The sequence below is a fragment of the Lyngbya sp. PCC 8106 genome (assembly GCF_000169095.1).
Lineage (GTDB): Bacteria > Cyanobacteriota > Cyanobacteriia > Cyanobacteriales > Microcoleaceae > Capilliphycus.
This window is the reverse complement of record NZ_AAVU01000080.1, coordinates 1-13,814: the sequence shown is the minus strand read 5'-3', so window position 1 is coordinate 13,814 and position 13,814 is coordinate 1. Positions and strand designations below refer to the sequence as shown.

The following is a 13,814-nucleotide window of genomic DNA, read 5'->3' as shown; positions in this document are numbered from 1 at the left end:
CTGCTGATACGATTAAAACCTACAAACCGGAGTATTTAGCGATTGCTTTTGACCTCGGTGAACCCACATTTCGCCACGAAGCTGACGCCACCTACAAAGCCAATCGTTCGGAGACTCCTGAAGATTTTATCGAAGATATTTGTCATTTGCAAGCAGTTTTAGAAGGGTTAAATGTTCCTATTATTACGGCTGCGGGATATGAAGCGGATGATGTGATTGGAACTTTAGCCAAACAAGGACGGGAAGCGGGATATGCTGTTAAAGTTCTGTCCGGCGATCAAGATTTATTTCAATTAATTGATGGGGATGAACAGATTAGTGTGTTGCATTTATCCCCCGGAAAAGGAAACAAAACCATAGAGTTTAAAATTCAAAATGTTGTTGATAAACTCCAAATAAAACCGGAACAATTGATAGATTATAAAGCCTTGTGTGGTGATAAATCTGATAATATTCCCGGTGTACGAGGAATTGGGGATAAAACGGCGGTTCAGCTTTTGAGTGAGTATAACTCTTTAGATGAAATTTATGCGTCTCTCGATCAGATTAAAGCCGCAACTCGCAAAAAATTAGAAGATGGAAAAGAAGCCGCCTATCACTCCCAAAGAATGGCGACAATTATTCAAGATGTACCGTTAAAAATTTCGGTGGCTGACTGTCAGTTTAGTAAACTGGATTTTAGTCAGATTATTCCCAAACTAAAAGAGTTGGAATTTTGGTCTTTTGTTGAAGAAGCTGAAAGCCAACAAGTATTTGAAGAAACTAGCAGTCAAACAGAAGACAAAACTATTAATTCTGAGTCGGTAAGTTCGGAGTCTGAAACTTCTGATTCTGAAGGATTAGATAATGATGAACAACTCAGTTTTTGGAGTTATGAAGAAACTCAAGCCGCCCAAAAAGTCGCTGAACAAAAGTTGATTCATCCTGAAATTATTCAAACTGAAAAACAGTTACAAGAATTAGTTAAAATATTAGAAACGTTTACCGATAAAAATAATCCTGTGGCTTGGGATACGGAAACCACCGCCTTAGAACCCCGAGATGCAAAATTAGTTGGAATTGGTTGTTGTTGGGGAAGTGAAAAAACAGAGATTGCTTATATTCCACTTGAACACAAAACCGGAAACCAACTCAAAAAAGAGACGGTTTTAGAAGCTTTACGTCCTATTTTAGAAAGCAATAAATATCCAAAAGCCTTACAAAATGCAAAATTTGATCGCCTAATTTTCAAAGTTCAAGGAATTAATTTGGCTGGCGTTGTCTTTGATACAATGTTAGCGAGTTATGTGTTAAATCCTGATGATAGTCATAATTTAACTGAACTTTCCCGTAAATATTTAGACTCGGGAATACTCGCCAAAAGTTATAAACAACTCTCGCTTTCCAAAAAACAAACAATTGCAGATTTAGATATCCCAACCGCTGCTGAATATTGCGGTTTGGATGTTTATGCAACCTATTTAATCGTTCCAAAACTGCGGAAAGAATTACAAGATTTCCCCGAACTTCATAAACTCTTACTCGATATCGAACAACCCCTTGAACCTGTTCTCGCGGAGATGGAATATCAAGGAATTAGAATTAATGTTGACTATCTCAAGCAACTTTCATCACAACTTGAAAAAAAGTTAGAAGAAATCGAAAAACAGGCTTATCAAGAAGCGGGAACAGAATTTAACTTGGGTTCACCCAAACAACTTAGCAAACTGTTATTTGAAACCCTTGAACTCAGTACGAAAAAAAGCCGCAAAACTAAAACAGGTTACTCAACAGATGCTAAAGTTCTAGAAAAGCTTAAAGGTGATCATCCGATTATTGATAGTATATTAGAACATCGAACCCTCGCTAAACTCAAATCAACCTACGTTGATGCTTTACCAGAGTTAGTTCATCCCCAAACGCAACGCATTCACACTGACTTTAACCAAGCGATAACCACCACGGGGAGACTGTCTTCTTCTAACCCAAATTTACAAAATATTCCCATCCGTACAGAGTTTTCCCGTCAAATACGTCAAGCGTTTCTTCCTGAACCGGGATGGTTATTAGTATCAGCAGACTATTCGCAAATTGAGTTAAGAATTCTCGCCCATTTAAGCGATGAACCGATATTGGTTGAAGCCTACAAAACTAACCGAGATATCCACACCGTTACCGCACAGTTTTTGTTTGAAAAAGATGACATAAAAGATGTAACTCCCGAAGAAAGACGCTTTGGAAAAACGATTAACTTTGGGGTAATTTATGGAATGGGTGCGTTAAGATTTTCGAGAGAAATGAAAGTTAACACCAATAAAGCTAAAGAATTTATCGAACGTTTTAACCAACAATATGAAAAGCTTTTTGAATATTTAGAAGAACAAAAGAAACAAGCTATTTCTCAGGGTTATGTGACAACGCTGTTAGGACGTCGCCGTTATTTTCACTTTGAAAGTCCCAGTTTGAAAGCACTTAAAGAAAGTCCATTAGAAGATATTCCTCTTGATGAACTGAAAAAAATAGGTCAAAATGACGCGCAATTTTTACGGGCTGCGGCGAATGCGCCCATTCAGGGTTCAAGTGCTGATATAATTAAAATAGCGATGGTAAAATTGCGGGATGTTTTGCAAAATTACCGGGCGAAACTGTTATTACAAGTTCACGATGAATTAGTTTTTGAAGTTCCCCCGGAAGAATGGGAAGAATTACAACCCCAAATTAAACAAACGATGGAAGATGCTTATTCGTTGAAAGTTCCTCTACTCGTTGATATACACGCAGGAGACAACTGGATGGAAGCAAAATAAACCTTTCCGGAATAGTAACTGACGCTGTTGGAGTCATGGATAGCCGTTAAAAAATTAGAATTTTACCGCTATCAATATGAAAATAAATCAACGGGGTTGGATAGTTATTGCTATCCTCTATTTGATGCTTATTTTTTCGATAATGTTAGTCGCCGACTTTGGAAAACTCCCCGAAGTACAACTTTCAAAAATTCCTTACTATGACATTATCGGACATTTTTTTCTCTACGGAATTGCTGCTTTTGTTTGTCATCGCGCTACAAATAGACGGATGATGATGATTTTTAATTTTTCTATTCCCTTTGGGCCTTTTTTGTTTACTCTTGTTACCATTGCTGAGGAAATGTTACAACAAATTCTACCCCATCGTACTTTTAGTTTACTCGATTTGGGGGCGAGTTTACTGGGAATTATCTTATTTTATAAACTCGGAGAACTCTGGTTTCCCCAAAATTCCTCTCAATATTAAGAGATAACTTTCTTTTTTCCTGTTGCTAACACTAAATCTTGATTTAACATGATCTCATATTCATTCCCTTCTAATCCTAACAGATGACACCAACATTTTTCGGTTCCCCAAGTCGTATTTTTCTTTATTTCTATGACGCTTTGTTGTAAACTAGGGTAAGAGCGAATTAGTTCGAGTTCTAACTCTCGATGTTTAACCGCATCATAAACTTTAATAGAAGTTGAAGCCGTTAAATTAATCTGTCTATTGGCAAGAATAAATTGATATCCCCAAGCGGGATAAGGTAAATTTTTCCTTTTTTTTTGAAGCGTTCCTTCAGGCATTAAATGAAGTAAATTTTGCGGTTCGGGGTGAACCAAACTAATATCAACATCGCTAATTCCGCGAACATCTGAAGGAACACCACTGGCTAACTTTAATCCCAAAATGGGAAGACGTTCTTCAACCAATATAAATGTATCTTCAATGGATAACATCTGATCTCCTTAAATTCCTTATTCCGCCCATTTTCTCAACAAATTGGCTACACTTTTAGAAATTAAATCAAATTCTGGGGTTTTTCCTTCTCTGGCAAACATCGCGCGTCTCGCTGTATCCAAATCAAATAAAATCTCTCGTTGACTCGCATCTCTAACTAAACTTTGTACCCAACCCACAACCACCAGTCGAGTTCCTTTTGTAATAGTATTAACTCGATGTAATGTCGAAGATGGATAAACAATCATCGCCCCTGCTTCTAATTTATACGCTTTTTCATCATCCGCACCTTCTATCACTAATTCCCCCCCTTCATACTCATCTGGAGAATTTAAAAACAACGTAAACGATACATCCGAACGTAACAAATTACTCCCCATCAACGCATTATCCGTATGGGTTCCGTAAGACATTCCTACCTCGTAGCGACTAAATAAAAGTGAATGAATACGCCGAGGACGAACCGCCGTTTTAAACAATAAATTCTCTTTAATAACCAGTTCAACTTCGCTTTTAAGTTCTTTGATTAAACTTGTGCCGGATTTTAACTGCTGATTGTTTTTAACAAGTTTAGCGTGCCAACCTGCGGTTAATTTACCTTCAACAAATTCTGCTTTTTCTAAACGAGTTTGAATAGAATTCAGTTGTTCAGTTGTCAAAACATTGGGAATCGAAAAAATCATCTCAAATTTATGGTATTTTCTCCAAAATATATTTTATAATATTTTATGCTGCTAAGTACCCAGACAGAAATAAATAGTTCTGGATTAAGAAAAATTAACAAGTGCTGAAATCCTTTGCTGTTGCTTGCCTTTTGCCTTCCTTCACAGTTAACTTTAATTTTGTCCGACTACTTATATACAGGTCAAAAATCAGTATAGTGGATTGATATATTTATTCATTTTTAGTTGATGGGTGTCAGGGCTTCATTAAGTTGCTCTTGTGTCAAGGACTTTATCAAACGAAGAGGAAGGGGATTTTGTCCCATATTATGTATAGCTGTATCCGTTAAATAAGGCTCAAATTCCTGTTGTTGATTCAAGTAAAGATTAAAGAAAGCTAGACTAATACTTTTGAGATAATCATAAGCAAAATTCTGCCCTTCTCCAACTATAAACTTAGGTAATTCACCCGTTTCTTGCAAGAAAGATAAATGAGTACCATTTTTAACTAAAATTAAATATTTATTCTCTTTATTAATCGCAGCAAAAGGAATAATTTGTTCTGGCAAAGAAGGAGCAAAAATATCTGCACTGCCAGCAATGAATATGATCGGAACAGAGATTTCATTAATACCTTGATTGCCAAAAGCAGGATTTGTGACTGGGTTAATAGCGATAACTGCTTTGATTCTTGGATCTTGAAGATCCGCTTCTGGTGAAGTCTCTGTTATTCCTTGACATTGCCAAAGTAAAGCAGGATTTAAGTTGATTTGATTGGGATTACTCAACTTAGCACATTCTTCTAATACATACTCCCATTGAACTTCAGCACCACCTATTGCTATTGCTGTATATCCTCCGAGAGAGTGGCCTAAAACTCCCACATTTTCAAGATCTAACTTCCCTTGAAAATTGGCTTCAGATTGCATCTTTTTTTCTAGAGTATCTAAAGCCAGACTAACATCTTTGGGCTGATTCATCCAAGCATTAGGATTTGGAAATGTATCTAAACCTTGTAACGCATCTTTCATTCTTTCGTTATCACTTTCAGGAAAGTTAATTCCGACTGTAGCAAAGCCATGAGAGGCTAAATGTTCAGCCACATAACGCAACGATTGAAAGTCAGAATTTAAACCCGGAGTAATAACGATTGTCGGGGCAGGTTTTGATGAATTTTGAGGTAGATAAACAAAGATATTTAAAGGATCTTTATTAGGACGAGGAATCGTTAATGTTTCTGATGTCCAAGTAAATTGTCCGGTTTGAGATAAATCAGATAAATTAATTGAGGTAGTCGTTAACGCTTCGGTAGCCGCTTGACGGTCTAACCAATCAAAAATGTGATCTGTTGACTGATATAATTGATAAACTTCCTGAATAGTATTGCGAATCGTTTCTATATTAATCGTTAAGCTTGGACTGTCATAGTTTTTGATAACATCAATGATTTTAAATCCATTAGGATTGGCTGCTGCCGAAGTTATAGCACCTTCTAAAAAGGGTTGACTTTGAGCGGGTGGACTGTTAATTGCTAGACTCAGTTGCTTGATGATTTCTTGACCAAAACTGGTATTAAAAAACGCAAGTGCTTCTTCTTTATTGACTGGGAAAGATTTATTGAGTAGAGAACGTAACTTTGCTAATTCTTCAGCACTAAAAAGTTTAGCATAAAAAGCAAAATCAGGATTAATTTTACCTGTTTGAGCAAAAACAACTAAACTATCTACAGAAATATCAAATTCCACTGATGGGGTGATCGAAAATGTGATCTTTTCTGCCGCTAAAATGGAAAAAGATGGCAGCAGTGAAAGTATTCCTATTCCTAAAGTCAGTCCTAATTTTTGACTTAGATTAATCATGTAAAAGTCGTTAAGTATTACCTTATTTAAGCTTATTGTCTATTCATAAAACGTCTGAGTTTTTAGCGATCGCTAACCACCGATACCGTATAAGTCTTTGACCGGGATCTTAACTGATTGAAAGATAAATTAACTTGATCAGGTTTATCTTCAAGACAGTGTACCTTACTAACTTGGGAAATGCTATAAATCAACCAAGCTTTGTAAATAACTCTAAAGATTGTTAACTTATTTACTATTCTAGTTTCTTTTGTCTTCACAGTTATAGCAAGTCGCGCTGGTCTATTTACAGATCGCCATTGTAAGAAATTGCTCAAAGCCTTGCACTATAGGCATTTATCTCTTCTGTTCCCTGTTCCCTGTTCCCTGTTCCCGCCCGCGTTGCGCTATAACTTTACTTTTGAGCAACTATAGTAATGTTACTTAATTGGTAAAAAATCAATCTATATTAGCCCCCAGAATTGACCAGCGAGGAGGGATTTGGGGGCAATAGAGTTAACAAAATCAATTGACTGATAATTGACTACGAAATTGATTTGACTAGCGGTGGCGACCAAGTTTTATCCAATACGGCGGCTTTGGGGTAGTAAAGTCTCATAGTCAGGTTGAAACCATCTTGGGGAGAGGGAAGCCAATTTGACTCTTGATTTTTGCCCGGTGATTCGTGCTGAATATAGATGTCGAGGGAACCATCTGGATTAAAAGTCAAACTATCGCGATCGCCAATAGCATAGCGGTGAAGGGGATTATCGACAAAAAATTGTTGGTTGTTATACATCGTAATTGACCAAAAGGCATTGACAGGAGGAAGCTGATCGGCTTCAAAGTGCATAACATAGCAATGTTCCCCACTCAACGGGTTGCTATTGTCATCTACTCGTGTCATGGGATAGATCGCATCTTCGGGCAAATTTGCCCCTAAACCAACCCAAGCAACGCCTGCACGGTTCAGGTAGTTCGTTCCGTAGCTTCCTAAGTCATAGGTCATTAACCAGTTGTTTTTGATCTCCGCCTTTGGACTTTGGCCTGCGGCAACAACTTGTTCGTGTCCAGCTTTGACACTACGTTCAAGACCTTTAACCACTAAGGGATCAAGAGCTTGAATATTAAAGTCTTCTCCGGGGATAATGCCGATTTCTGACCATTTCTGCACAGTTTTTGCATCGGCGGCTGCGGGTGGATTGCCTTTCATCGAAGCACACATCCGACCAAAAAAGGCTGCTGCATCGAGGTTTTGGACTTGTTTGACTGGGGGAGTGTGAGTGTCAATTCCCTCAGCGATGGGTACGCTATTCGGAGGCTGGTAGGATTTGCCCCATTGACTCAGAGGCGTTAGCTTATACTGGGTTTGGATGGCATGAACTGCCTGATAATCTGCCTTACCGTTGGTCTGAGTTCGTCCGATAATCCACACCAGAGAAGTCGGGGACTGAATCTTTTTAACCCCATCAGGAAGTTTCCCACTCCAACCCGGTGCAACAATAGCAAAATCCCCTTTTCCCGTTCCCGTTGTCCGCTTACCTGGAGAAGCAAAAACGTTTGTCCAAGCATCCAGCATCGGCATCAGATAGTAACGCCCTGCCGTATCGGGAACACTCAGAACAAGAGGTTCTAAGGAAAGATCGAGCCAAGCTGTGGAGTAGAAGGTATCAGCGTTAGGACTAACAACACTGGTAAAGGAAGCATCAGGAAAGGCTTTTAAATGGGCAAACTGGTTAATCGGGGCTTCCAGTCCTTCTGGGGCTGCGACTGCTGTAAAAAGGGCTTTGCTAACATCCATTAAAACTAAGGGATAGCCATAGATATAGGCTTCAATTCCCAGTTTAAAAGCTTGTTCTTCTGTCATTTTTTGTTCACCTTCGTGTTTGAAATGAAACGTTCAAAAATTCAGAGATTTGAAGATTACCCCAATAAAACTAATTAAACCAATCACTAGCAACGCCACTGCAACAATTTCCGCACTATGGGAACTTTCGTAGGTATAGCGATCACTTTCAATTTGTTTCAATAATCGACGATGTTCTCGCAAGCCTAAAGCCATCCCCAACATTCCTGTGCCAATAAACGCCAGTCCCACAATCACAGAAAATCTGACTGGATTAAGGTTCTGACTAAGACGGGTATTTTCAATCGTCCTAACAATAGTAGGAATACCAAAGCCAAAACCAATCAACGAGAGAGAGGTGCGTATCCAAGCCATTAAGGTACGATCTCCGGCTGCCCGACTCCGATATTTAGCCAGTTCGGTACGATCTGCCGCTAATTCATTGTTATTCGGCTGCTTAGGTGTTTCTGAGGTTAGGGGGGGCTGACTCATAATCAGTTCGTTTTCCTGGAGTTATTGGGTTAATTTTGACTGATGACTGATTGAATAAACAACTCCCAAAATGGCTCCCAAAATCAAATCAGCTATACTCTGGGTCATCCCCCAATTTTGAATAGAAGAAGAAATCTCAGAATATCAGGGTCAAAATACAGGATAAAACAACTAACACCAAAAATAAACTATTAGTAACAAAGCTTAAGCTAATGTATATTTAGTTAGATTTTAGATCGAGTCAGTGGTGTCAAGGAAAAGCTTTCAATTCATCTCTCAATATCCTCACCTACCTATCTCCCTACCTCCTTACAGTTTAAATTTGTGACTGCTTAATCAGTTTTAATGGGTTTATCTTTAAACTAAAAATACCAAGCTAATCCTAAGCGCATTCCTTGTGAAGTCGTCCTAACCGTTGAAGTTCCGATGTCTCCTTCTTGTTCGACTTTTAATTGATATAGGCGATAGCCTGTCGATAATGTTAAATTATGAGAAAGTTTCCAATCTAAAGCAATCAGTAAATCCCAGTTTGCTAAGGCTTCACCTCCTCCTGTAATTGCTGTTCCGCCACGGGTTGTAAGTTTAAGATTATCAGAAAAAATGAGTATAATTTGTGCGCCCAAGGAAGGATCAAACCAATCGGGTCGATAGTTAACTTTAGGGCCAGGATTAAATTCAAAATCAATTTCAAGATAGCCGAAACGAGTCCCACCATAGACTTCAAAATCAAGGGAAGGATAGACATGATTCTGTTGTGAGTTATCTTTAACAGCAGTTAGGGGAAGGGTTCCTAAATGCCATGCAAGTAAGACTTCTGCGGTTAATAATTCAGTATGAAAATCAATATCAATTTCCGAACCATTCTCCGTTACACCGAGTTCAGTATATACGCCTTGAAAGATTAATCCGATATCTCCATTCCACGCTTCCAAACGGGTTCCCAACTCTAAAACTTCAGTCAAATTAAGCTGGAGAATTTCTGTGATACCCAGATCAAAATTAACTTTAACCGGAACTTGACCCGGAGGAACTCGATTTACAATCGTTTGTACTCCTTCTCGAATCTGGTTTTCTAAGCGTTCTGTTAGGTCTTGTCCTCGTTGTTTTAAGCGATCTCGCAGCCTTTCAGCAATGCGATCTCCCAAAGAAGAATTACTACCTTCAAAAGGCAGACGTTCTAATACTTGATCAACAGTTTGTTCAATTAAATCTTGAGGTAATTGATTTGAGATACGATTTATAATTTCTGCCGTAATTAAGTCAATTAGAACAACTCGATTTACACTTGCACCTTCTCCGACAATGGCATAACCTCGAATATTAAAAGGAACAAATAGCATCGGTTCAACTTCAAATCTCCATCCAGAATTTTGATCAGATTGTTCAGAGTCTGGAGTAGAAATCGGTGTATCTTCAGTCAAAAATTTAGTGAAAATATAATCAGGAGTTTTAGGATTTTGGCTAAGTGTATTTCCCTCAATATTAGACTGAGTTGAAATTTGAGTTTCTGAGGTAATCGCATCATAAATTATTGCCTGTGGAGAAGATTGTAAATCAGCCGCATTGCTACTAGGATTTAAAAACTTTGAGTTCAGTTTAGAGAGTTTAAAATCTTCTGCATTTTTTTTGATTAATTGTTGTGAAGGAGAAGAAGATATCGTCATTTTTTCAACCAAAATCGGATTGAACTCAACTAAATATTGGTCTAAGGAAAAATGCAGATTGGAATTAATCAAAAACTGATGCTGATCTTCAGAAAAAGCCGAGGATATCGTCTGGTCAGAGTCCAGATTCACAGCACCAGCCCCAGGGGAAGTGGAAACCAGAAATGTTAATATACTTAAACCAGAAGTTAAAGCTGATTTCATCTGATAACTTTTAGCTATTCAAACAACTTTTTTTTATATTTATTAATTTAACATGACTGATACAGAAACCCCGTATAACCCAGATATAATAAGTTATACAGCTAACACAGTCGAGTCAATAATATCAAGCCGTTGGAAAAGAAACAGCGAAAACTTCTGATATTGAAAGGTTCAACAAGACTTTAAGGCAATGAGTGTCTCGATTTGTCCGAAAAGCCTTGTCTTTTTCCAAAGTTTTAGAAAATCATATCGGTACTATTTGGTGTTTTGTCCATGATTACAATCACTTATGACTTCTTCACACTACTTAACACGGGAACTGTATAATTCAATATTAGAAACCAGTCCTTGTACTTCACTCGGCGTTTTAACCGGAGTTTCAGGCGGCGTTACAGACGGCCAAGCAGCTTTTAATTCCGTCATGGCTTCCACAATCACTTGATGATCTTCGGGGTAATTTTGCTGCATTTGATCGGCAATATTTTGATATAATTGCTCTGAATACAACACAAATCCCCGAGAGTCTTGATACTCCGCCAGTTCAACAAATTTTCCTTCAGCAATAGCCGCTTGATATTCTTCTGCTGCTGTGGCTAACATTTGATTAATCACATTTATTACAAACTCTGGAGATTGACGCTGAGACTCAGGAATCGCTAAAATTGCAGCATCGACTGACTGTACAGCTTCCTCAAATGCTACTTCTGTCTCCGGTTGAGCCGGTGCCGTCTTGGATAAATCGTTCAATTGGTTTAAAGTAGACTTAAACTCGGGTACATTGCGCTCAGAAAGTTGACCTTCTAAACCCCCATACAGTTCTTCAACCGGATGTCCGATGTGAGGTTCAGCTTGTTCATAGTTTCCCGCTTGTCTCAATTCTTGAGCAACAATTAGATGACCTTTCATCAATCCCAACGTTGTCATATAATCAACATCAGGATTTCCACTGCTACCACCTTCACCACCTTCGCCACCTTCACCACCTTCGCCACCTTCGCCACCTTCGCCACCTTGACTCAGCGTTTCAACAGAAGTTGTCTCTCCAGACTCTCCCCCTTCTGTTGTTGACGGACTGCTACACGCCACTAAAGAGACTGCTAACCCCGTTGCTAAGAATAATTCTACAGATTTTAACGACTTTTTCATCTGAACCGACTGTTTGCTCAAAAGACAACAATTTAGAATCACAGGCTAAACTTAAATGCAAAGATTTGTCAATAACTTCTGATGATTTTTAGAAAATTTTAAGAAAGATTCTCAAGTAGCAATCACATCAAAATAACCCATACAGCCATTTTCTGCGATCGCATCTTGATGAGGATGAAACATATAGCGACCGGGATAAGAGTAGGAAAACTCCAAAATATGACGTTCTGCGGTTCCCATTGTAATCACATCGGATTCTTCGTTGGGGGTTAGTGTACGTCCGGTGCGATAAACTTGAAACATATTAGCATGAATATGAAACGTGACTGCGGGATCAAACTCAATCATATTCAACACATACAATCGCACTAATTGATTTTGATAAATTTGAATTGGATGATCTCGATAATAATTAGGAATACCATTAAACGCATAAAGTTCATTTTTTTGATCATTATTAATATCAAATCCTCCCATCACCATTACCATTTCATCAGCAGGAGGACGACCTTCAGGCGGGTCAACAATAAACAATCCATACAACCCTTTACTAATATGTCGAGTTACAGGTGCAATATGACAATGATAGGGATGAACTCCATAAGGTTCAGCGTCAAATTCATAGATTTCAGTCTTTCCATGACGCACGGGTTTAACCCCATCCATTTCGACGGGGTGAGTGCCGTGAAAGTGCATACTATGGGAACTTCCATCTTGATTATGAAACAAAATTCGCACCCGTTCCCCTGCTTTTGCTCTTAAAGTTGGGCCAGGAACTCGGCCGTTTAAATTCCAACTGACAAAAGAAATTGCCGAATTTAATTGTAAAGTAGAACTCTTAGCTGTAACTTCAAATTCGCGAATTGTTCGTCCATTTTCTTGCTTGAGTTGACCATAGTCAAAATCTCGCAAAATTCGCGTTGGATTAAAATTAATATTAGTTGCTTCACTTTGTTCTTCTAGCGGGGGAATTTTTACCTTTGAAGAAGGCTTTAAACGAGTATTGAGGATTGCGGCTGTCGCTGTCATTCCCAACCCGGTTAAACCCCAAGAGAGAATTTGGCGACGATTCCAGGTTTTCGTATTAAAATATTCAGATGAATTTGACACAGATCGCTCCTTGCAACAGTGGGCGACAACAATAACAGTTGATCTCTCATTACTTTACCATTTTCTCAAATTATTGCAAGCAATTGTCAACTACAGACTCAAAATGACTCCACTAATTTTAAATCTAGATACGGTTAACCTGAGTGATGAGCAATTTTATCGGTTGTGTCGCGCGAACTCAGACTGGAAACTCGAACGCACACCCACCGGAGAACTTGTAATTATGTCACCCGTAGGAGGAGTAAGTGGAAACCGAGAAGCCGACTTAATGGGTTTACTGTGGTTATGGAACCGTCAAACGAAACTCGGAAAAGTGTTCAGTTCTTCGACAATTTTTCGTTTACCCAATGGCGGTAGTCGTTCTCCCGATGCAGCTTGGGTAAAATTAGAACGGTGGGAAAGCTTAAACGCCGAACAACAAGAACAGTTTCCCCCCATTTGCCCAGATTTTATCATCGAACTGCGATCGCGAACCGATTCCCTCGAAACCCTTCAACAAAAAATGCAAGAATATCTTGATAGTGGTCTAAAATTAGGGTGGCTCGTTAACCCGCAACAGCAACAAGTCGAGATTTATCGCCCTAATCAAGCCGTTGAGATTGTACAACTTCCCGGTTGTTTATCAGGAGAAAACCTGTTACCCGGATTTGAACTCGATTTAGCCCAATTTTGACCAACACGCTCAAGATGACCCCACTGATTTTAAACTTAGATACGGTTAATCTCAGCGACGAACAATTTTATCGGTTGTGTCGCGCCAACTCAGACTGGAAACTCGAACGCACACCAACCGGAGAACTTATAATTATGCCACCTGTTGGCGGAATAAGTGGAAACAGAGAAGCCGACTTCATGATTGATTTAGGTTTATGGAACCGTCAAACGAAACTCGGAAAAGTGTTTAGTTCTTCGACAATTTTTCGTTTACCCAATGGGGGTAGTCGTTCTCCCGATGCAGCTTGGGTGAGTCTAGAACGCTGGGAAACCCTGACTCCCGAACAACAAGAACAGTTTCCCCCAATTTGCCCAGATTTTATCATCGAATTGCGATCGCGAACTGATTCTCTCGAACCGCTTCAACAAAAAATGACCGAATATCTCGATAGCGGTCTAAAATTAG

Annotated in this window: 12 protein-coding genes and 1 pseudogene; 5 read left to right on the top strand and 8 right to left on the bottom strand. The window is 38.9% G+C overall.

Annotated elements, in window-relative coordinates; all coding sequences use genetic code 11:
• Positions 1-2,786: DNA polymerase I (gene polA / locus L8106_RS28355; RefSeq protein WP_009788019.1), on the top strand; the 2,786-nt coding region annotated here is incomplete at its 5' end.
• 76 nt (positions 2,787-2,862) lie between these two features.
• The gene (locus L8106_RS28350; RefSeq protein WP_009788018.1) at positions 2,863-3,255 is read left to right on the top strand and encodes a hypothetical protein; all 393 of its coding nucleotides are present in this window, start codon (positions 2,863-2,865) and stop codon (positions 3,253-3,255) included.
• Here the strand turns inward: L8106_RS28350 and L8106_RS28345 are convergent.
• The 6 genes from L8106_RS28345 to L8106_RS28320 form a co-directional block, all read right to left on the bottom strand.
• Entirely contained in the window at positions 3,252-3,731 is a 480-nt protein-coding gene (locus L8106_RS28345) for a DUF4269 domain-containing protein (RefSeq protein ID WP_009788017.1), read from the bottom strand. The genes L8106_RS28350 and L8106_RS28345 overlap by 4 nt on opposite strands.
• 18 nt (positions 3,732-3,749) lie before the next feature.
• Positions 3,750-4,415: a Fe2+-dependent dioxygenase gene (locus tag L8106_RS28340; RefSeq protein ID WP_009788016.1), complete on the bottom strand. Its 666-nt coding sequence runs from the start codon at positions 4,413-4,415 to the stop codon at positions 3,750-3,752.
• A gap of 221 nt (positions 4,416-4,636) precedes the next feature.
• Positions 4,637-6,253: an alpha/beta hydrolase gene (locus L8106_RS28335; RefSeq protein ID WP_009788015.1), complete on the bottom strand. Its 1,617-nt coding sequence runs from the start codon at positions 6,251-6,253 to the stop codon at positions 4,637-4,639.
• A gap of 523 nt (positions 6,254-6,776) precedes the next feature.
• Positions 6,777-8,099: a DUF1254 domain-containing protein gene (locus L8106_RS28330; protein ID WP_009788014.1), complete on the bottom strand. Its 1,323-nt coding sequence runs from the start codon at positions 8,097-8,099 to the stop codon at positions 6,777-6,779.
• Positions 8,100-8,132: 33 nt separating this feature from the next.
• A complete protein-coding gene (locus tag L8106_RS28325) occupies positions 8,133-8,570 on the bottom strand; it encodes a YidH family protein (protein ID WP_009788013.1) in 438 nt (145 codons plus the stop codon).
• A gap of 362 nt (positions 8,571-8,932) precedes the next feature.
• Positions 8,933-10,438: a hypothetical protein gene (locus L8106_RS28320; protein ID WP_009788011.1), complete on the bottom strand. Its 1,506-nt coding sequence runs from the start codon at positions 10,436-10,438 to the stop codon at positions 8,933-8,935.
• Positions 10,439-10,560: 122 nt separating this feature from the next.
• On the opposite strand from L8106_RS28320, the pseudogene L8106_RS34070 reads away from it, so the two are divergent.
• A pseudogene (locus tag L8106_RS34070) lies at positions 10,561-10,731 on the top strand (IS1 family transposase); the annotation flags it as partial.
• A 10-nt stretch (positions 10,732-10,741) separates the two neighbouring features.
• On the opposite strand, the gene L8106_RS28315 reads toward L8106_RS34070, so the two are convergent.
• Together L8106_RS28315 and L8106_RS28310 are read right to left on the bottom strand one after the other, a co-directional pair.
• Positions 10,742-11,584, bottom strand: coding sequence for a hypothetical protein (locus tag L8106_RS28315; RefSeq protein WP_009788010.1), 843 nt, complete (start codon positions 11,582-11,584; stop codon positions 10,742-10,744).
• Positions 11,585-11,695: 111 nt separating this feature from the next.
• Positions 11,696-12,694, bottom strand: a complete 999-nt coding sequence (locus L8106_RS28310) for a multicopper oxidase domain-containing protein (protein ID WP_009788009.1) — start codon at positions 12,692-12,694, stop codon at positions 11,696-11,698.
• Positions 12,695-12,797: 103 nt separating this feature from the next.
• Here L8106_RS28310 and L8106_RS28305 point away from each other — a divergent pair, with 103 nt between their 5' ends.
• A complete protein-coding gene (locus L8106_RS28305) occupies positions 12,798-13,367 on the top strand; it encodes a Uma2 family endonuclease (protein WP_039897488.1) in 570 nt (189 codons plus the stop codon).
• Positions 13,368-13,381: 14 nt separating this feature from the next.
• A partial coding sequence (locus tag L8106_RS28300; RefSeq protein ID WP_039897486.1) for a Uma2 family endonuclease occupies positions 13,382-13,814 on the top strand: 433 nt, incomplete at its 3' end.

Bases quoted from the DNA above. Each gene is read 5' to 3' on its own strand.
- L8106_RS28350 (WP_009788018.1), top strand. From the start codon at position 2,863: ATGAAAATAAATCAACGGGGTTGGATAGTTATTGCTATCCTCTATTTG.
- L8106_RS28345 (WP_009788017.1), bottom strand. From the start codon at position 3,731: ATGTTATCCATTGAAGATACATTTATATTGGTTGAAGAACGTCTTCCC.
- L8106_RS28340 (WP_009788016.1), bottom strand. From the start codon at position 4,415: ATGATTTTTTCGATTCCCAATGTTTTGACAACTGAACAACTGAATTCT.
- L8106_RS28335 (WP_009788015.1), bottom strand. From the start codon at position 6,253: ATGATTAATCTAAGTCAAAAATTAGGACTGACTTTAGGAATAGGAATA.
- L8106_RS28330 (WP_009788014.1), bottom strand. From the start codon at position 8,099: ATGACAGAAGAACAAGCTTTTAAACTGGGAATTGAAGCCTATATCTAT.
- L8106_RS28325 (WP_009788013.1), bottom strand. From the start codon at position 8,570: ATGAGTCAGCCCCCCCTAACCTCAGAAACACCTAAGCAGCCGAATAAC.
- L8106_RS28320 (WP_009788011.1), bottom strand. From the start codon at position 10,438: ATGAAATCAGCTTTAACTTCTGGTTTAAGTATATTAACATTTCTGGTT.
- L8106_RS28315 (WP_009788010.1), bottom strand. From the start codon at position 11,584: ATGAAAAAGTCGTTAAAATCTGTAGAATTATTCTTAGCAACGGGGTTA.
- L8106_RS28305 (WP_039897488.1), top strand. From the start codon at position 12,798: ATGACTCCACTAATTTTAAATCTAGATACGGTTAACCTGAGTGATGAG.